The sequence below is a fragment of the Demequina iriomotensis genome (genome assembly GCF_000971395.1).
Taxonomy (GTDB): domain Bacteria; phylum Actinomycetota; class Actinomycetes; order Actinomycetales; family Demequinaceae; genus Demequina; species Demequina iriomotensis.
Genome location: NZ_BBME01000012.1, coordinates 225,509 through 242,558 on the forward strand (window position 1 = coordinate 225,509; position 17,050 = coordinate 242,558).

The 17,050-nt window shown below is 73.4% G+C and carries 20 protein-coding genes; 8 read left to right on the plus strand and 12 right to left on the minus strand.

All coding sequences use genetic code 11. From position 1 onward, the window contains the following. Positions 1-64: 64 nt before the first annotated feature. The gene (locus tag AOM09_RS07880) at positions 65-709 is read right to left on the minus strand and encodes a class I SAM-dependent DNA methyltransferase (RefSeq protein ID WP_062386471.1); all 645 of its coding nucleotides are present in this window, start codon (positions 707-709) and stop codon (positions 65-67) included. A gap of 114 nt (positions 710-823) precedes the next feature. Continuing rightward, a complete protein-coding gene (locus AOM09_RS07885) occupies positions 824-1,912 on the minus strand; it encodes a type IV pilus twitching motility protein PilT (protein WP_062386475.1) in 1,089 nt (362 codons plus the stop codon). A gap of 141 nt (positions 1,913-2,053) precedes the next feature. On the opposite strand from AOM09_RS07885, the gene AOM09_RS15685 reads away from it, so the two are divergent. Further along, positions 2,054-2,128: a 50S ribosomal protein bL37 gene (locus AOM09_RS15685; RefSeq protein WP_371327667.1), complete on the plus strand. Its 75-nt coding sequence runs from the start codon at positions 2,054-2,056 to the stop codon at positions 2,126-2,128. A gap of 92 nt (positions 2,129-2,220) precedes the next feature. On the opposite strand, the gene rsrA is transcribed toward AOM09_RS15685, so the two are convergent. Together rsrA and AOM09_RS07895 are read right to left on the minus strand one after the other, a co-directional pair. Beyond that, positions 2,221-2,469, minus strand: a complete 249-nt coding sequence (gene rsrA / locus AOM09_RS07890) for a mycothiol system anti-sigma-R factor (protein ID WP_062386478.1) — start codon at positions 2,467-2,469, stop codon at positions 2,221-2,223. Next, positions 2,462-3,067 (minus strand): sigma-70 family RNA polymerase sigma factor, encoded by a 606-nt coding sequence (locus tag AOM09_RS07895; RefSeq protein ID WP_228375089.1) that lies wholly within the window; start codon positions 3,065-3,067, stop codon positions 2,462-2,464. The genes rsrA and AOM09_RS07895 overlap by 8 nt, the downstream gene beginning before the upstream one ends. A 163-nt stretch (positions 3,068-3,230) precedes the next feature. On the opposite strand from AOM09_RS07895, the gene AOM09_RS07900 reads away from it, so the two are divergent. The 4 genes from AOM09_RS07900 (at position 3,231) to hisN (ending at position 7,031) form a co-directional block, all read left to right on the plus strand. Beyond that, a complete protein-coding gene (locus tag AOM09_RS07900) occupies positions 3,231-3,758 on the plus strand; it encodes a DoxX family membrane protein (RefSeq protein WP_156162291.1) in 528 nt (175 codons plus the stop codon). Then, positions 3,755-5,074 carry a 3-phosphoshikimate 1-carboxyvinyltransferase gene (aroA, locus tag AOM09_RS07905; RefSeq protein WP_062386487.1) on the plus strand — a complete coding sequence of 440 codons (1,320 nt, stop codon included), beginning with the start codon at positions 3,755-3,757 and terminating at the stop codon, positions 5,072-5,074. The genes AOM09_RS07900 and aroA overlap by 4 nt, the downstream gene beginning before the upstream one ends. After that, a complete protein-coding gene (gene rsgA / locus AOM09_RS07910; RefSeq protein ID WP_062386490.1) occupies positions 5,075-6,091 on the plus strand; it encodes a ribosome small subunit-dependent GTPase A in 1,017 nt (338 codons plus the stop codon). It begins immediately after the preceding gene. A gap of 151 nt (positions 6,092-6,242) precedes the next feature. Then, positions 6,243-7,031, plus strand: a complete 789-nt coding sequence (hisN, locus tag AOM09_RS07915; protein WP_062386493.1) for a histidinol-phosphatase — start codon at positions 6,243-6,245, stop codon at positions 7,029-7,031. Positions 7,032-7,142: 111 nt separating this feature from the next. On the opposite strand, the gene AOM09_RS07920 is transcribed toward hisN, so the two are convergent. Genes AOM09_RS07920 through AOM09_RS07930 form a run of 3 tightly spaced genes read right to left on the minus strand, consistent with a single transcriptional unit; the run spans position 7,143 to position 9,374 of the window. Beyond that, complete coding sequence (locus AOM09_RS07920; RefSeq protein WP_062386496.1) at positions 7,143-7,583, minus strand: DUF6912 family protein; 441 nt, start codon at positions 7,581-7,583, stop codon at positions 7,143-7,145. A gap of 4 nt (positions 7,584-7,587) precedes the next feature. After that, positions 7,588-8,772 carry a CpaE/TadZ family protein gene (locus AOM09_RS07925; RefSeq protein ID WP_062386498.1) on the minus strand — a complete coding sequence of 395 codons (1,185 nt, stop codon included), beginning with the start codon at positions 8,770-8,772 and terminating at the stop codon, positions 7,588-7,590. Next, positions 8,769-9,374, minus strand: a complete 606-nt coding sequence (locus tag AOM09_RS07930) for an SAF domain-containing protein (RefSeq protein ID WP_169747632.1) — start codon at positions 9,372-9,374, stop codon at positions 8,769-8,771. Before AOM09_RS07930 ends, AOM09_RS07925 begins: the two co-directional genes overlap by 4 nt. A gap of 115 nt (positions 9,375-9,489) precedes the next feature. Here AOM09_RS07930 and AOM09_RS07935 point away from each other — a divergent pair, with 115 nt between their 5' ends. Next, on the plus strand, positions 9,490-9,702 hold the full coding sequence (locus tag AOM09_RS07935) for a helix-turn-helix transcriptional regulator (RefSeq protein WP_062386503.1): 213 nt from the start codon (positions 9,490-9,492) through the stop codon (positions 9,700-9,702). Here AOM09_RS07935 and AOM09_RS07940 read toward each other — a convergent pair. Next, the gene (locus AOM09_RS07940) at positions 9,699-10,202 is read right to left on the minus strand and encodes a hypothetical protein (protein WP_062386506.1); all 504 of its coding nucleotides are present in this window, start codon (positions 10,200-10,202) and stop codon (positions 9,699-9,701) included. The genes AOM09_RS07935 and AOM09_RS07940 overlap by 4 nt on opposite strands. 115 nt (positions 10,203-10,317) lie before the next feature. On the opposite strand from AOM09_RS07940, the gene AOM09_RS07945 reads away from it, so the two are divergent. After that, a complete protein-coding gene (locus tag AOM09_RS07945) occupies positions 10,318-11,112 on the plus strand; it encodes a LysM peptidoglycan-binding domain-containing protein (protein WP_156162292.1) in 795 nt (264 codons plus the stop codon). After that, positions 11,109-11,501: an Rv3235 family protein gene (locus AOM09_RS07950; protein ID WP_062386511.1), complete on the plus strand. Its 393-nt coding sequence runs from the start codon at positions 11,109-11,111 to the stop codon at positions 11,499-11,501. The genes AOM09_RS07945 and AOM09_RS07950 overlap by 4 nt, the downstream gene beginning before the upstream one ends. A 74-nt stretch (positions 11,502-11,575) precedes the next feature. On the opposite strand, the gene secA is transcribed toward AOM09_RS07950, so the two are convergent. The 4 genes from secA to AOM09_RS07970 all read right to left on the minus strand — a co-directional run bounded on the left by secA (position 11,576) and on the right by AOM09_RS07970 (position 16,950). Continuing rightward, positions 11,576-14,428, minus strand: a complete 2,853-nt coding sequence (secA, locus tag AOM09_RS07955; RefSeq protein WP_062386513.1) for a preprotein translocase subunit SecA — start codon at positions 14,426-14,428, stop codon at positions 11,576-11,578. Positions 14,429-14,484: 56 nt separating this feature from the next. Then, the gene (locus AOM09_RS07960; RefSeq protein ID WP_062386515.1) at positions 14,485-15,375 is read right to left on the minus strand and encodes a DMT family transporter; all 891 of its coding nucleotides are present in this window, start codon (positions 15,373-15,375) and stop codon (positions 14,485-14,487) included. Between the two features lie 40 nt (positions 15,376-15,415). Next, the gene (gene hpf / locus AOM09_RS07965; RefSeq protein WP_082098951.1) at positions 15,416-16,063 is read right to left on the minus strand and encodes a ribosome hibernation-promoting factor, HPF/YfiA family; all 648 of its coding nucleotides are present in this window, start codon (positions 16,061-16,063) and stop codon (positions 15,416-15,418) included. A 149-nt stretch (positions 16,064-16,212) separates the two neighbouring features. Then, positions 16,213-16,950 carry a ComF family protein gene (locus AOM09_RS07970; RefSeq protein WP_062386523.1) on the minus strand — a complete coding sequence of 246 codons (738 nt, stop codon included), beginning with the start codon at positions 16,948-16,950 and terminating at the stop codon, positions 16,213-16,215. Positions 16,951-17,050 lie beyond the last annotated feature (100 nt).

The window sequence follows — 17,050 nt, forward strand, 5'->3', positions numbered from 1 at the left end:
GGAGGTGCTCAGTGCCCGTTCGGAACCGATTCGGGCACAGAGCACCTCGCAGCGCGCCGGGCGCTCACCGCATCGCGCGGGCGAGGACGAAGCCCTGCCGGTGCACCTCCGACGCCCGCGGCCCGCGGTCGAGCACCGTGTCGATCGTGAACCCGGCCGCGACGAGCGTCTCGGTGACGCCAGGCACCTCGTGAAGGAACGCGGTGAGGTCCACCTCGAGCCCGTACGCCCGCGCGATCTCGCGGCGCCCGGTCCCGGCATGGAAAGCGAGGAGCAGCACACCATCGGGCCGCAGGACCCGGTGCAGCTCGCGCCACAGGTGCGGGAGATCGTGCGAGGCCGTGTGGATGATCGAGTACCACGCGAGGACGCCGTCGAGGCTTCGATCGCCATGGGGGAGATCGGTCAGCTCGCCCACCGCGAGGTCGGCCGCGACGCCGAGGCGCCGCGCCTCGGCGAGCATGCCCGCGGACAGGTCGATGCCTGCGAGCGTCATCCGCGTGTCGCGTGCCCGCAGGTAGGCAAGCATGCGACCGGTCCCACATCCGGCGTCGAGGACTGACGCGGCGGCGGGAAGCATGCCCGCGAAGTGGTCGATCATGGCCAGGTCGAGCGGCGCCTCGAACGTCGTGTCGGGGAGGTGGGCCGCGTACGCCTGCGCGACCTGGTCGTAGCCGGCACGCGTCTGCTCGAGGAGCCGTCCATCCATGCCGGAAGCCTAGGGCCGCGCGCGCCGCGCGCCGCGCGCTACGAGGTGCTCAGCGCCCGTTCGTCGCCGATTCGGGCGCTGAGCACCTCGCAGCGCGGAGAGGAAGGCAGCGGGCTACGCGATGACGCCCGCGCCGCGCAGCTCGACCATGAGGTCGTGCGGACGCGAGGCGATCGCGACCGCATCGTCGATCGCGACGACGCCATCGCTGACCAGCTGGAACAGGTGCTGGTCGAACGTCTGCATCTTGTAGTACTCGCCCTCGGCGATGAGGTCCATGATGGGCGGCTGGCTCGCCGGGTCCACGATCGCCTCGGCGGTGCGGCCCGTGTTCACCATCACCTCGGCCACGAGCGCGCGGCCCGTGCCGTCGCCGCGGCGCACCAGGCGCTGCGAGACGATGCCGCGCAGCGTCTGAGCGAAGGTCGCGCGGACCTGACCCTGCTCGTGCGGCGTGAAGAAGTCGACGATGCGGTTGATCGTGTCCTGCGCGTCGACCGTGTGGAGGGTCGCGAGGACCAGGTGGCCGGTCTCGGCGGCGGACAGCGCGGCACGCGTGGTCTCGATGTCGCGCATCTCGCCGACCATGATGACGTCGGGGTCCTGACGCATCGCGGCGCGCAGCGCGCTGGTGAAGTCGAGCGTGTCGGAGCGCACCTCGCGCTGCGAGATGATCGACTTCTTGTCCTGGTGGAGGACCTCGATGGGGTCCTCGATCGTGACGATGTTGACCTCGCGGTAGCTGTTGATGAGGTCGATCATCGAGGCGAGCGTGGTGGTCTTGCCCGAGCCCGTCGGCCCCGTCACCAGCACCAGGCCGCGCGGCTCGAGCGCCAGGTCGGCGATGACCGGCGGCAGGCCCAGCTCCTCGAAGCTCTGCGCGCCCACCGCGACACGGCGGAACACGAGCCCCTCGGTGCCGCGCGCCACGTACGCGTTCACGCGGAAGCGGCCCACGCCCGACAGCGAGAAGGCGAAGTCCGCCTCGTGCGTGTCGCGGAACTGCGCGACCAGGTCCTCGGGCAGCACCTGCGCGACCATGTGGCGCGTGTCCTCGGGGGTGAGCGGCGGCACCTGCAGCTTGCGCAGGCGGCCGTCGACGCGCACGCGCGGCGCCGATCCCACCTTGCAGTGGAGGTCGGAGCCGCCGGTGGAGGCCAGGGCGTGCAGGAACGGGATCACGGACTGGGGCTGATCGCTCACGGAACCTCCATCGGCAACATGCGGGTCTGACTCAAGGGGAGAGTACAGCCGGGCGGCCTCCACGACCCCTCGGTGTGACGAGGTCCTCAGATGTGGGAGGATAGAGGGTCTGATTTCTCGACTCCAGAAAGGGGAACGCAAGTGAGCAAGCGAGGCCGCAAGCGCAAGGCGCGCGCGAAGGGTGGCGCCAACCACGGCAAGCGGCCCAACGCCTGAGCCGTTCCACCCGGATAGAGAGAAGCCGCATCGGCATGGCCGATGCGGCTTCTGTCATCTCCGGCGGGGACGATGCGCGGGTCGCGCCCGACCTAGGCGCCGGCCTCCGGACGCGTCGCGCGGATCGTCGCGAGGATGCGGTCGCGCAGCTCCTCCGGGGCGACGTCGTGCCCGGTGCGGTTCACCAGGCGCTTGATCTTCTCGTTGATGCGATGCTCGGCCTCGCACGGCGGGCATTCCTTGAGGTGCTCGCCGATCCGGTGGATCTCCTCCTCCGGAAGCTCGTGATCGATGTACTCGAACAGGCGGTCGAGCGCCTCCTCGCATTCGGGCTTAGGCACGGCACGTACCCCCGTCCTTGTCCTTCTTCACCGGGGCCTTCTCGTAGACGCCGCGCTCGGCGGCGTAGTCGCGGAGCTTCTCGCGCAGGAGCTTGCGTCCGCGGTGCAGGCGGGACATCACGGTCCCCACCGGGGTGTCCATGATCTGTGCGATCTCCTTGTACGCGAAGCCCTCGACGTCGGACAGGTAGACCGCCATCCGGAAGTCGTCCGAGAGCTCCGACAGCGCGCGCTTGACCTCGACGTCGCCGAGCGCGTCGAGCGCCCGGTCCTCGGCCGAGGCGAGCCCGCTCGACGTGTGCTCCGCGGCGGCGGCGAGCTGCCAGTCCTCCACGGTCTCCGCGTCCGAGCGCTTGGGCTCGCGTTGCTTCTTGCGATACGTGTTGATGAAGGCGTTCGTCTGGATCCGGTACAGCCAGGCCTTCAGGTTGGTGCCGGGCGTGAACTTGTCCTGCGCCGCGAAGGCCTTGGCGAAGGTCTCCTGCACCAGGTCCTCGGCGTCGGCGCCGTTGCGCGTCATGCGCAGCGCGGCGGCGTAGAGCTGGTCCATGTAGGACAGCGCCTCAGCCTCGAAGTCGAAATCGGTCGTGTCGGTCATCGGATGCGAGCGTACAGCGGCGCGCCCGCGCACAGAAGCGCGGGCCGTCCGGGGCCTGTCCACGGTGGTCGTCACGGGAGTGTCCAACGCCCTGGGGGCCCGCCGCATTCCCGAGCGGCACGACCCCCTGACGCGCACCCGCGCGCTTGGTACCGTAGGAGGCATGTTGCGCGCACTTGCCCGGCCGTTGCTCGCCTCGTGGTTCGTCTACGGAGGCGTCCAGAGCTATCTCGAGCCCGAGGCGCGCGCCGCGCGCGTCGCCCCCACCGTCGAGCCCGCCCTCGCGGAGCTGGGGCTCGAGGACGTCACGACCACCGACCTGGTGAAGGCGCACGGCATCGCCTCGATCGCGCTCGCATCGGCGCTGGCGCTGTCGCGCACGCCGCGCACCGCCGCGCTCGGCCTCGCCGGGCTCGCCGGTGTCACCACGGCCCTCTCCCACCCCTTCTGGAAGGAGGAGGACCCCGCCAGGCGCGACGAGGAGCTCGAGCAGTTCCTCAAGAACCTCTCGCTCGTCGGCGGCGTCCTGCTCGCGTCCACCGCGGGGCACAGCCAGCGCCACATCGACCGCAAGAAGGCCAAGAAGGTCAAGGCGAAGGAGAAGGCGGCCGCCGCCAAGGCCAAGGAGAAGGAGGCGAAGGCCTCCGCGAAGGGCGCCGCCAAGGACTCCAAGAAGAAGCGAGCCGCGTGAGCGGCACGCTCCCGCTCGGCACCGGTCTCGGCGAGGTCTGGCCGGCCCCCGTCGCGCATCGTCCGCTCGACGCCACCGTCCCGGTTCCCGGCTCGAAGTCGCTCACCAACCGCTTCTTGGTGCTCGCGGCGCTCGCCGCGGAGCCCGTCACCGTGCGCGGCGGGCTGCGCTCGCGCGACTCGGACCTGATGATCGGCGCGCTGCGCGGCCTCGGCGTCGAGGTGGACGATGCGGGCGACGAGTGGCGCGTGACGCCCGGACCGCTCCGCGGCGGCGCCCGCATCGACTGCGGCCTCGCGGGCACGGTGATGCGGTTCGTCCCGCCGATGGTCCTCCTCGCCGACGGCCCGGTGAGCTTCGACGGCGACGAGGGCGCGCGCGTGCGGCCCATGGGTCCGCTGCTCGACGCCCTGCGGCTGCTCGGCGCCACCGTCGACGACGGCGGCACGGGCACGCTCCCGTTCACGGTGACGCCCCCGCTGGAGGTGCCCGACGTGGTGGAGGTCGACGCCTCCTCCTCCTCGCAGTTCGTCACCGGGCTGCTGCTCACCGCGCCGCGCTTCGAGGACGGGCTGACCATCCGCCACAGCGGCGCGACGCTGCCGAGCCTGCCCCACATCGACATGACGTGCGAGGCGCTGCGCGCCGCCGGGATCCGCGTCGACCAGCCCGACGAGCGCACGTGGATCGTGCACCCCGGTGAGATCCGCCCCGGCGACCTCCGGGTGGAGCCCGACCTCAGCAACGCCGGCCCGTTCATGGCAGCGGCGCTGGTCGCGGGCGGCACGGTGCGCATCCCCGGCTGGCCCGCCGTCACGACGCAGCCGGGGGCGCTGTTCCCGGAGCTGCTCACCCGCATGGGCGCCGCCTGCACGCTCGAGGACGACGTGCTCTCCGTGACCGGCACCGGCACCGTCCACGGCATCGAGGCCGACCTCTCCCCCGCGGGCGAGATCACGCCGACCATCGCCGCGCTGTGCGCCCTCGCCGACGGCCCGTCCCGCCTCACCGGCATCGGCCACCTGCGCGGCCACGAGACCGACCGCCTCGCCGCGATCGCGGCCGAGGTCGAGCGGCTGGGCGGGCGCTGCGCGGCGGGCGACGATGCGCTGACCTTCGAGGGCCGTCCGGACGCCGGCCTCGCGGGCGCGGTCATGGAGACGTACCACGACCACCGGATGGCGACCTTCGCCGCCGTGATCGGCCTCGCGGTGCCGCACGTGGACGTCCTCAACGTCGGCACGACGTCGAAGACGATGCCCGACTTCCCCGCCATGTGGGCGACGATGCTCGGCGCGGACGCGACGGCCCGCTGAATGGCCCGTCGCGAGTACGACGAGTCGGACGCCAGGATCCGGCCCAACCGACGCGGGTCGCGCCCGCGCACCAAGATCCGGCCCGCGCACGAGGACGCCGTGCCGGGCACCGTCATCGGCGTCGACCGGGGCCGCTACACGGTGACCGTCGGCGAGGCCACGGTCACCGCGGTCAAGGCGCGCGAGCTCGGGCGTCGCGGGTTGGTGATCGGGGACGCCGTGGGCGTCGTGGGCGACGTATCGGGGCGTCCGGACACTCTCGCCCGCATCGTCCGCCGGGAGGAGCGTGCGACCGCGCTGCGCCGCACCGCCGACGACACGGACGCCACCGAGCGGGTCATCGTCGCGAACGCGCAGCGCCTCGCGATCGTCACCGCGCTCGCCGACCCGGAGCCCAACCCGCGCATGATCGATCGCTGCCTGGTCGCGGCCTTCGACGCCGGCATGAGCGCCGTGCTGGTCCTCACCAAGGCCGACCTCGCGAGCGCCGACGAGCTGCGCGCCGCATACGAGCCCCTGGGGGTCACCGTGATCGAGACCTCGGTGCGCCGCGACGGGGGGCCCGAGGCGGATCCCGGCTTCGCGGCGTTCCGCGACGCGCTCGAGGGCGTCACCACGGTGCTGGTGGGGTACTCGGGCGTGGGCAAGTCGACGCTCGTGAACGCGCTCGTGCCCGACGCGGGGCGCGCGGTCGGCGTGGTCAACGACGTCACCGGGCGGGGGCGCCACACGTCGACCTCGGCCGTGCTCTACGAGGTGCCCACCGGCGGGCGCATCGTCGACACCCCGGGCGTGCGGTCCTTCGGGCTCGCGCACGTGGATCCGGCGCACTTCATCCTCGCGTTCCCCGACATCGCCGACGCCGCCGACGAGCGGTGCCCCCGCGGGTGCACCCACGAGTCGGCGGACCTGGGATGCGAGCTGGACGCGTGGGCGGGCGACAACCCCGACCGCCACGCGCGGGTCGACTCGATCCGGCGCCTGCTCGCCTCCCGCGCCGCCGGCGACGCGTACTGACCCTCCCCCCCGCTGGACACTTCCAACGGAGCTGGTCCCGGGTCGGCGGCGTGTCGCACGCCCGCCGTACCCGACACGCCGGGAAACCGGGACTCGATCCGTTGCGACTGTCCGGAGGGGTGGGGCGCATCGTGCCCGATAGGTTGAGGCCATGACCGATGCGCCCTACGCCGACGACCTGCTGCTCGCCCTCGCGATCGCCGACGCGGTCGACGGCCTCACCCTGCCGAACTTCGCCACCGGCGACCTCACGGTCGAGACCAAGCCGGACGACACCCCCGTGACGGCGGTGGACCGCGCCGCCGAGCGGATGGCGCGGGACCTCATCGCGCAGCACCGTCCGGACGATGCGTTCGTGGGCGAGGAGTACGGCACCACCGGGACCGGCGCGCGGCGTTGGGTGGTCGACCCGATCGACGGCACCAAGAACTTCATCCGCGACGTCCCCGTCTGGGCCACGCTGATCTCGCTGCTCGACGGCGACGAGGCGGTGGTGGGCGTGGTGAGCGCACCCGCGCTGCATCGTCGCTGGTTCGCGGCGCGCGGGCAGGGCGCATGGCTGGGCCCGTCGGAGGCGACCGCGAGGCCGATCCACGTCTCGGGCGTCGGCTCGCTGGCCGAGGCCTCGCTGTCCTACTCGGACCTCTCGGAATGGCGGGACTTCGGCCGCCTCGACGCCTTCCTGGGGCTCATGGACGAGGTCTGGCGCACGCGAGCCTACGGCGACTTCTGGAGCTACATGATGGTCTCCGAGGGCGCGGTCGACGTCGCGAGCGAGCCGGAGCTCGCGCTGTACGACATGGCCGCGCTGGTGCCGATCGTCGAGGAGGCCGGGGGCCGCTTCACGAGCGTGGACGGCGTCCCCGGCCCGCACGGCGGCAACGCGCTGGTGACCAACGGGCTGCTGCACGACGAGGTCCTCGCCCGCCTCAGCCGCTGACTCCCCCCGACAGATGTGACGCGATCGTGCTCGCGTGAAGGATGGTGGCCCACGCCCGACACCTCCGACGCGATGGTCACAAGCGCCATTGGCAATCGACCGAGGGGGCGGTCAGGCGAGCGGGACGTTCCGCAGCTCCGAGGCGTCGTACCAGAGCAGGTCGCGCTCCTCGAGCACGTCCAGCGCGTCCTCGTCGCCCCCCACGGCGGCGCGGACATCCGCGGCCGCCTCGGGCTCGTCCACGAACGCGCACGCGATCGCGGACGCGGGGATGCGCCCCTGCACGCGGACGGCCGCGGGGTGGAGCTCAGGGTCCGCCTCGCACTCCGCGCGCGTGAGCTCCGCGACCACCACGACGCGCAGCGGCGACCCCGCCTCGATCACCGAGGCGCGGGCCGCGACGTCGCGCGCGATCTCCGCGAGCTCGTCGGCGTCGTCGCTCGCGACGATCTCGAGGAGGCGCTCGGTGACGGCGTAGGCGACGGGAGGCTCCCACAGCCCGTCCGCGCAGCGGGGAAGATCATCGACAGTGGCGGGGATGTACACGCGCATGCCCTCAGTCTGGCACCGCCGCCGGCGCGTCCCGCGAGGCGCGCGCGGCGGCCAGCACCGCCGCGGTCATCGACGCGATCGAGGCGCGCAGCGGCGACCGCGGCGCCGCCTCCGCGAGCATCCGGCCGTCGCGCGCGGCCGCATCGCATGCGCGCGGATCCCACGGCAGCGGCCAGACCTCGGTGACGCCCGCGTGCCGGCCCAAGGCTGCCGCGATGGCATCCTCCGGTCGCGGCCCGGCGACCGAGGCGCGGATCCGGTTGACGGCGACCACCGGCATCGCGCCGGGGTGGTCGAGCAGCGCGTGAACCAGTCGGACCAGCTGATGCGGCTCCGCGCCGCCGACCGCCACCACCGCATCGGCCTGCGCGAGCGCGGCGAGCGTCGCGGCGTCCCGCCTCGGCCCGCCCGCGAGCGCGCCTGCCGCCTCGCCGGCCTCGGCTGGCGCGGCGACGTCGACCACCACCACGTCCGCGATCGCACGCAGGGCGGGCCACATCCGCTCGAGCCCGCCCGCCGTGACCTCGGGCCATCGCGCGGCGCGCGTGAGCCCCGTCAGCACCCGCAGTCCAGGCGCGACGTCGAGCAGGTGCCGGTCCAACAGGGCGGGCACGTCCTCGCCGCGGGCGGCCGCGCGCACGACCGCGGCGACGCCCGGGACCTCGTCCACGAGGCCCAGCGCGCTCGCGATGGATGCCCCGTAGGTGTCGAGGTCGACGAGCACCGTCCGGCGCCCGCCGAGCGCCGCCTCCGCGGCGAGGTTGACGGCGACGGTGGTCCGTCCGGGCGCGCCGCCCGTCCCCCAGACCGTGATCACCGCCCCGGAGCCACGCTCGGGCGGCGCCTCGAACACGGGCGCCGGCTGCGACAGGGCCGCCCTCACCGCGTCCGCAAGGTCGCTGGTCGCGACGCGCACGCCGAGCGCCTCGAGCCGTTCCGCCGGTCCGGAGGAGACACCCACGACCCCGACGCCCGCGGCCCTCATCGCGCGGACCGCGTCGGCGTCGAGGTGCGGCTGCTCCGACAGCACGGCCACCGAGCCGAGGCCGGCGCGCGCCACGGCGATCGCCTCCGGCAGGTCCGCGCAGCGGCGCACCACGACGATCCCCGGCTGCCCGTCGAGCTCGGCCACCACGCGGGCCTCCTCCGCCCCGCGCACGGCCACGATCACCGCGATCGGCGCGCTCACCCCGACCCCACCACGGCGACCGCTCCCGCCGTGGCGAGCGCGTCGAGGAGCCCGCCGACGGCGGCCTCCTCGACCACGACGTAGACGGTCTCGCCGCCGAGCCCGAAGGCGTCCTCGTCGCGCTCGACGGCGGCCACGATGAGGGCCTCGCCCGCGCGAGCCGAGCCGCCGCCCTCCGCGGGCGTCACCCAGACGTCGACCACGGCTCCGGTCCCCACGTCGGCGGAGACCGGCGACGTCGCGACGACCGCGACGCGGCGGCTGCCGAAGTCCTCGCTCGGCACCACGGCACCGGCCGGGATGAGCTCGCCCGCGCCCACCGCACGCGCGACCACGGCACCCCACGGCGCGTCCGCGCCCGCGTCGAGATACCCGGCGCCCACGCGGACGTGGGCGATCGCGACCGCGTCCGCGTCGAGCACCGTCCCGGGCGCGAGGTCCCTCGCGGCGACGTACACGGGTGCCGTGCGATCGGCGGCGCGCAGGACCGTCACCACCCCGGCCACCGCGAGCGCGATGAGCAGCACCCCGACCACCAGGCGCGGGTCGCGCCAACCGGGCGCGCGCAGCCTGGCGACGACCGGCACCCCGTGATCACGCATCGTCACACCCCCCGGCGACTTCGTGGACTCGCGTCCATCATGCCTGGTGACAGGGGCGACGGGAAGGCCTGTGGACATTCGGGCACGCCTGCCCGCGCCATGTCACAATGGCCAGGTGCCGCCCAGGTTCCTCAAGCTCAGCGACGTTCAGGAGATCCTGAACATCTCCTCGCAGCAGGCGTACGCGCTCGTGCGCTCGGGGGACCTGCCCGCGATCCAGGTGGGCGGCCGGGGCCAGTGGCGCGTGGACGAGGCCGAGCTCGAGGGCTACATCTCGCGTCAGTACGCGGCCGCACGCGAGCACCTCCGGGAGCGCGAGGCGCGCTAGAGAGACCGCACCGCGAGGATCGCGGCGAGCGGCACGGCGCGCGTGGTGCGCGCCATCAGGTCCAGGTGGTCCGCGCCGACGGCGGCGATGACCCCCTCCCAGCGCCCCGCCGCGGTGTCGACCGCCACGCGACCGCCCGACTCCGCGAGCTCGCGGAGCACGACGCCGAGACCCATGCGTCGCCGCACCTCGCCCACCGCGGTGGCGGCATGGCCCAGCCCGTCGATCCCGGCGATCGCGGCGCAGGGCACGAGCACCTGACCACCGGCGCAGTCGAGCAGCCACCAGGAGCCGGCGGCGTCGGCGAGCGCGCCGGCGACCACACTGCCGTCGGCGAGGACGATGCGCACGTCGCCACCGACGTGCGCGAGGGCGCGCCCGGCGAGCGCCACCTGGGCGCGCTCGTCGCGCGCACGCTCGGCGATCTCGGCCTCGACGTCCCCGCGCTCGGTCGCGTCGAGCGCGGCCTCGAGGTCGGCGAACAGCAGGTCCCAGCGCATGGCGCCACGGTAGCCGCGCCGTCCACAACCGACCAGACCGGGTGGACAGAACGGAAGAAACGGACTACATCAGGAGGTATCAAACATCATCAAACGACATGAAATGGCAACGAAGATGACCGAAACAGCATCACCTGCACACGGTGCCCCCACGGACGCGACGGCCGCCGCACGCCCGGTGCGGGAGGCCTCGGCTCTGGGGATCGTCGCGACCGTCCTCGCCGCGGCGGGCGGTCCCGCGGCCGGCGCGATGGCGTGGCGGTCGGCCGCGACGCTCGACGCGTGGCGGTGGGAGCCGGGCGACGCGATCGCCGTGGTCGCGGGGGCCATCGGCGCGGCCGTCGCGGCACGCTTCCTGCTCGAGGTCGCGGCGGCGCTCGCCGCCCGCGTGCGCGGCCGTCCCGCTCCCGCGACGAGCGGGAGGCTCGCGCGCTCCGCGGCGGCCGGGATCGCCGCGCTCATGCTCGGCGCGGGCGCGGCCGACGCCGCGGAGCCGCCGCCGTCGGGCGGATGGCTCCCGGTCGAGACCGCGACCGCCGTGTGGACCCCCGCTGTCGCCGCGCCGTACCCGGCCCGCGTCCCCGATGCGGCGCCCAGACCCGGGGCGGCGCCCAGACCCGGGGCGGCGCCCAGACCCGGGGCGGCCACCGCCGCTGCCCACGGGTCGGACGCCTCGTCCGCGACGGCAGGCGTGCCTGTTCGCGTGGTCGCCCCGGGCGACTCGTTGTGGTCGATCGCGGCGGAGCTGCTCGGGCCCGCGGCCTCCCCCGCGGAGATCGCCTCCGCCTGGCCCGCGCTCTACGAGCGCAACCGCGACGCGATCGGTCAGGACCCGGACCTCATCCATCCGGGGCTGCGGCTCGTGCTCCCCGCGCTGCCCGCCGCGCCAGCCCCGGAGGCGTCCCGATGAGCGCGGAGCCGATTTGGGCGCCGAGGCCGCCGCGCCCCGACGTCTACGGACGGCGACGCGCCACGCTCGGGGACCCGACTCCGCTCGCATGCACGAGCGCGCTCACGGCGATCGAGGTGGTCCACGGCGGCGACGGGCTCGAGTCCCTGCGGAGGTGGATCACGCCGGAGGTGCGAGAGCGGCTCGCTCGCCAGCATTCGCTCGCGCGGCGCCTCGGACGGCGCGGCGGGGTGCCCGCCACGATCCTCCGCGCGCGTGCATGCCGGGTCTCCCCCACGGCGACCGAGATCGCCGCCGTCGCGGCGATCGGCGACCGGGTGCACGCCGTCGCGATCCGCCTCGAGGACCTCGCGGGCCGGTGGGTCATCACCGTCCTCGACATCGGCTGAGGCGTGACGCCCCGGGACAGCAGCCGAGGGCGGCACCCGTGGGGGTACCGCCCTCGTCCCGAGGCTCGCGGGGCCTACAGCTCCGCGTCCTCCTCGTTCTTCCCGTGGCACATCTTGTACTTGCGACCCGAGCCGCACGGGCACGGCGAGTTCTTGCCGGCGCCCGGGAAGGTGCGGCCGTCGTCCCACGGCTTCGCACCCTCGGCCGTCTTGGTGGCCGTCGCCTGGCCCGAGCCGTCCTGCGACGGACCCGAGAACGTCAGCGCACCCATGCGGGCCTGCACGGGGCTGCCCATGGTGCCCGAGGCCGGGGTCGCGACCATGCGCTGACCCGCCGGGCCGGGGGCCGTCGCGGCGCCGCCGCCCGGGAGGGGGGTCGCGGGTGCCACCGCGGCGGCCTGCGCGGTCGCCGCCGCCGACTCGGCGGTCACGGGAGCCTGCTGCTCGCGCTTCTCGACGCGGTACAGGATCGAGACCACCTGCTCCTTGATGGCGTCTGACATCGCCTCGAACAGCTGGAAGCCCTCGCGCTGGTACTCGATGAGCGGATCGCGCTGGCCCATCGCGCGCAGCCCGATGCCCTCCTTGAGGTAGTCCATCTCGTAGAGGTGCTCGCGCCACTTGAAGTCCATCACCTGGAGCAGCACCTGGCGCTCGACCTGACGCAGGACGTCCTCGCCCAGCTTGGTCTCGACGAACGTGTACTGGACCCGCGCATCGGCCACGAGCTCGCGCTCGAGGAAGTCCGTGGACAGGCCGGACAGGTCGCCGGCCTCCTCGATGATCTCGTCGATCTCGATCGACACCGGGTAGACGGTCCGCAGGTCCTTCCACAGGGCCTCGAGGTCCCAGTCGTCCGGCGAGCCGACCAGCGTCGCGGAACGCACGTACGCCGCGACCACGTCCTTGATGAAGGACTGGATCTGCTCGTGAAGGTCCTCGCCGTCGAGCACGCGGCGGCGCTCGCCGAAGATGATGTGGCGCTGCGAGTTGAGGACGTCGTCGTACTTGAGGATGTTCTTGCGGATCTCGTGGTTGCGGCCCTCGATCTGCGCCTGCGCGCTCGCGACGCCGCGGGTGAGGACCTTCGACTCGATCGGCATGTCGTCCGGCAGCGCCGACGAGTTCATCACCGACGCGGCGAGGCCCGACTGGAACATCCGCATGAGGTCGTCGTCGAGCGACAGGTAGAAGCGGCTCTCGCCCGGATCGCCCTGGCGTCCGGAGCGGCCGCGGAGCTGGTTGTCGATGCGGCGCGACTCGTGACGCTCGGTGCCGAGCACGTAGAGGCCGCCCGCCTCGAGGACCTCGTCACGCTCGGTCTCGACGTCGGCCTTCGCCTGAGCGAAGACGTCCTTCCAGACCTTCTCGTACTCCTCGGGGCTCTCGTTCGGGTCGAGGCCGCGCTCCTGCATCGTCGCGACGGCACGGAACTCGGGGTTGCCGCCGAGCATGATGTCGGTGCCGCGGCCGGCCATGTTGGTCGCGACGGTGACGGCGCCCTTGCGGCCCGCCTCGGCGACGATGGCCGCCTCCTTCTCGTGCTGCTTGGCGTTGAGGACGGTGTGGTCGATGCCGCGCTTGCGCAGCTCCTTCGACAGCGACTCCGACTTCTCGACCGACACGGTTCCCACGAGCACCGGCTGGCCCTTCGCATTGCGCGCGAGGATGTCGTCGATGACGGCGGCGAACTTCGCCTGCTCGTTCTTGTAGAGCAGGTCCGCCTGGTCCTGGCGGACCATCGGGCGGTTGGTGGGGATCGGGATGACGCCCATGCCGTAGGTCGAGTGCAGCTCCGCCGCCTCCGTCTGCGCAGTACCGGTCATGCCGGCGAGCTTGTCGTACAGGCGGAAGTAGTTCTGCAGCGTGATCGACGCGTAGGTCTGGTTCTCCGCCTTGATCGGGACGCGTTCCTTGGCCTCGATGGCCTGGTGGAGGCCCTCGGAGTAGCGACGGCCCTTGAGCAGGCGCCCGGTGTGCTCGTCGACGATGTCGACCTCGCCGCCCTGGACCACGTAGTCGCGGTCCTTGCGGAACAGCTCCTTGGCCTTGATCGCGTTGTTGAGGAACCCGATGAGCGGGGTGTTGGCGGGGTCGTAGAGGTTCTCGACGCCCAGCGCCTTCTCGACCTTGTCGATGCCGGGCTCGAGGACGCCGACCGCGCGCTTCTTCTCCTCGACCTCGTAGTCGACGTCGACCTCCATGTCCTGGACCAGGCGCGCGAACTCGACGTACCAGCGATTGTTGTCGCCCGACGCGGGGCCGGAGACGATGAGCGGGGTGCGGGCCTCGTCGATGAGGATCGAGTCGACCTCGTCGACGATCGCGTAATGGTAGCCGCGCTGCACCAGCTGCGAGGGCTGCAGCGCCATGTTGTCGCGCAGGTGGTCGAAGCCGAACTCGTTGTTGGTGCCGTACGTCACGTCCGCCTCGTACTGGCGGCGGCGCACCTCGGGCGACTGGCCGGAGACGATGCACCCGGTGGTCATGCCGAGGAAGCGGAACACGCGGCCCATGAGGTCCGACTGATAGCTCGCGAGGTAGTCGTTCACCGTGACGACGTGCACTCCCTTGCCCTCGAGCGCGTTGAGGTAGGCGGGGAGCGTGGCGACCAGGGTCTTGCCCTCACCGGTCTTCATCTCGGCGATGTTGCCGTGGTGGAGCGCGCCGCCGCCCATGAGCTGCACGTCGAAGTGGCGCATGCCGAGCGTGCGGCGCCCAGCCTCGCGCACCGCGGCGAACGCCTCGGGCATGAGGTCCTCGAGCGACTCGCCGTTGGCGCGGCGCTCCTTGAACTCGTCGGTGAGGCCGCGCAGCTCGTCGTCGGACATGGCCTCGTACGAGGCCTCGAGCGCGTTGGTGAGCGTCACCACCTTCTCGAGCCGGCGGAGCTCGCGCCCCTCGCCCATACGGATGATGCGGTCCATCAATGCCACGTCGCGCTCCTCGTCAACCCATGCAAGTCCTCGACCATCGTAGGCGGTCAGTGGATGCTCTCCGGCTCGTCTCGCTGAGGGCGCAACAGGACGATGGCCGCGGCCAGCGCCGCGCCGCCCGCGACACCTGGCCATCCGAGCCTCTCCCCGAACACGATCGCCGCGAGCACCGCGGCGACGAGCGGCTCGAGCAGCGACACGATGGTCGCGACGAAGGGCGGCACGGTACGCAGCCCGCCGAGGTAGAGGACGTACGCGAGAGCCGTCGAGATCACGCCAAGCGCGACGGCGTAACCCCACGCCTGCGCGCCCGCGGGCGCGCCCCAGCCGAGCGCCAGCGCGACGGGGACGAGCAGCACGCCGCCCGCCGCGAACGACAGCGCGGTGAGCCGCGCGGCTCCGAGCCCCGGCACCGGCTCGCGGTTGACCACCGTCACACCCGCGAAGGCCGCGCCCGTCACCACCGCGACCGCCACGCCGATCGCGGCGCCGTCGCCGACGGACAGGGACGATCCGAGCAGCGACACGAGGCCGGCGACCGCGACCCCGAGGGCGAGCACGCGGCGGCCCGCCGGCCTGTCGCCGTGGCGCCACCAGTCCCACAACGCGACCCACACGGGCGCCGAGCCGATCGCGACGAGCGTCGCGAGACCCACGCCCGCGAGGGCGACGCCGGTGAAGTACAGGACCTCGAACACCGCGGTGAGGGATCCGGTCGCAAGGATCCGCACCGCCATCGGCCGGTCGAGCCCGCGCAGCACCGGCGCGCGACGGGCGAGCAGCCAGGCGGTGAGCACCGCACCCGCGATGAGCATGCGCCACATCGCGACCGATGCGGGCGGCACGGCGGCCGCGTCGGCCAGCAGCGTGCCGAGCAGCCCCCCCGTGCCCCACAGGGTCGCGGCGAGGACGACGGACAGGAAGTGGCGGGGCTGCACCCGGGAAATCTACCCGGGCGCAGCCCCGCCGCGACGGAGGTCAGGCGGTCTCGCGCGCCTGCTCCGCCTCCCCCTGCTCAAGGTGGATGACGCCGTACGTCCAGCCGCGTCGGCGGTACACCGCAGACGCGAGCCCGGAGTCGCTGTCATGGAAGAGGAAGAAGTCGTGCCCCACGAGCTCCATCTGGTCGACGGCGTCGGCGATGGTCATGGGAGCCGCGGAGTGGGTCTTGGAGCGGATGATGATCGGGGTGCCGTCGATCGGGATCTCGCGGTGCGAGCCCTCGGGGGCGCCTTCCCATGCCTCGACGCTGCCGGCGCGGTCCTCGCTCTCGCCCGCGAGCGCCTCGACGGGCGGCACGGTGTGGAGACCGGCCTTTCCCTGGTGGCGGTGCGCCTTGCGCTCGTGGAGCTTGCGCAGCTGCTCGGTCAGCTTCTGCATCGCGCCGTCGAGGGCGACGAAGCGGTCCTCCGCTGCGGCCTCGGCGCGGACGACGCCGCGTCCACGGACCGTGATCTCGACGCGCTCCCGATCGCTGCTCTGCTTGGGATTCCTCTCATGGACCACATGGATGTCAGCGCGCGTGGCGCGAGGGGCGAGGGCCTCGACCTTCTCCATCTTCTCGAAGATCTTCTGCCGCATGTCCTCGGAGACCTTGGTGTGACGTCCCACGATGGCGATGTCCATGACGAAAACTCCTTCACTGTCGCTGTGGCCCATGCACGGGCCAGGGGCAAGGGGTCGGCGCTTGTCGCGCCCGGGGCACCACCTCCTCGCCTGGAAGGTGTCCGACGTTCTTCGTCGTCCTGGACCTCCCACCATAGACCTCGCCGCCGTCATCCGCGACCAACCGAGGGCCCCCGCGACGGACCCTGGGCCGATGCCAGGACGAGCGCCCCGACGGGCACGATCGGGGTGCCCGCGAGCGCGTCCGCGGCCCGCGCGAGCGTCGCGCCGGTGGTGACCACGTCGTCCACCAGCAGCGCCGCCGACGCCTCTCGCGAGACCCATGCGTCGCGGCTAGCGCGGGGCGCCCCCGCGCGCCACCGGCCGCGGTCGCCGGCCCCTCGCGACGCGCCGCGCCCGGGCACCAGGACGGCCCGGACCGCGGCCGGGAAGCCGCGGTCGGACAGCCCGGCGGCGGCGGCCTCCGCGAGCGCCCGGGGCAGGTCCGCGCCGCGCCGGCGGGTGTGCGCAGCCCGGGCGGGGCACGGCACGACCGCCACCGGCGCGGCGCCCGGCGCCACGACCGACGCGAGCGCCGGCGCCACCTCGGCCGCCGCGCGCCGCATCGCCGCCCCGAGCAGCGCGCCGAGGTCCCGCCGCCCGGCGTCCTTCCACGCCGCGATGACGCCGTGCACCGGGCCGTCGAGCTCCGCGATCGACCACACCGGCAGCGGCGGGTCGAGCGCGGACAGCCGCGGCGCCCCGGTCTCGCATCGCAGCGGCGGCTCCCACCAGGGCGCCTCGCACTCGTCGCACCAGCGCACGTCGTCCGCGCCGCAGCCCGGGCACTCGACCGGCACCACGAGCCGCCCGAGCCGCACCGCCGCTCCCGGACCGCTCTCCGTCATACGCGCATCGTGCCGTCGGGCACGCCCGGCCGCCCGCACACCCCCCCGGGCCTGGGGACGATGCGCCGCCCGGCGGCGTCGGGGACCTCGCCCGGGACCC

Bases quoted from the DNA above. Each gene is read 5' to 3' on its own strand.
- AOM09_RS07940 (WP_062386506.1), bottom strand. From the start codon at position 10,202: ATGCGCTGGGACCTGCTGTTCGCCGACCTCGAGGCCGCGCTCGACGCG.
- secA (WP_062386513.1), bottom strand. From the start codon at position 14,428: ATGGACCGCATCATCCGTATGGGCGAGGGGCGCGAGCTCCGCCGGCTC.
- AOM09_RS07920 (WP_062386496.1), bottom strand. From the start codon at position 7,583: ATGCGCGTGTACATCCCCGCCACTGTCGATGATCTTCCCCGCTGCGCG.
- hisN (WP_062386493.1), top strand. From the start codon at position 6,243: ATGACCGATGCGCCCTACGCCGACGACCTGCTGCTCGCCCTCGCGATC.
- AOM09_RS07895 (WP_228375089.1), bottom strand. From the start codon at position 3,067: ATGACCGACACGACCGATTTCGACTTCGAGGCTGAGGCGCTGTCCTAC.
- AOM09_RS07900 (WP_156162291.1), top strand. From the start codon at position 3,231: ATGTTGCGCGCACTTGCCCGGCCGTTGCTCGCCTCGTGGTTCGTCTAC.
- AOM09_RS07970 (WP_062386523.1), bottom strand. From the start codon at position 16,950: ATGACGGAGAGCGGTCCGGGAGCGGCGGTGCGGCTCGGGCGGCTCGTG.
- rsgA (WP_062386490.1), top strand. From the start codon at position 5,075: ATGGCCCGTCGCGAGTACGACGAGTCGGACGCCAGGATCCGGCCCAAC.
- AOM09_RS07950 (WP_062386511.1), top strand. From the start codon at position 11,109: ATGAGCGCGGAGCCGATTTGGGCGCCGAGGCCGCCGCGCCCCGACGTC.
- AOM09_RS07880 (WP_062386471.1), bottom strand. From the start codon at position 709: ATGGATGGACGGCTCCTCGAGCAGACGCGTGCCGGCTACGACCAGGTC.
- hpf (WP_082098951.1), bottom strand. From the start codon at position 16,063: ATGGACATCGCCATCGTGGGACGTCACACCAAGGTCTCCGAGGACATG.
- AOM09_RS07930 (WP_169747632.1), bottom strand. From the start codon at position 9,374: ATGCGTGATCACGGGGTGCCGGTCGTCGCCAGGCTGCGCGCGCCCGGT.
- AOM09_RS07945 (WP_156162292.1), top strand. From the start codon at position 10,318: ATGACCGAAACAGCATCACCTGCACACGGTGCCCCCACGGACGCGACG.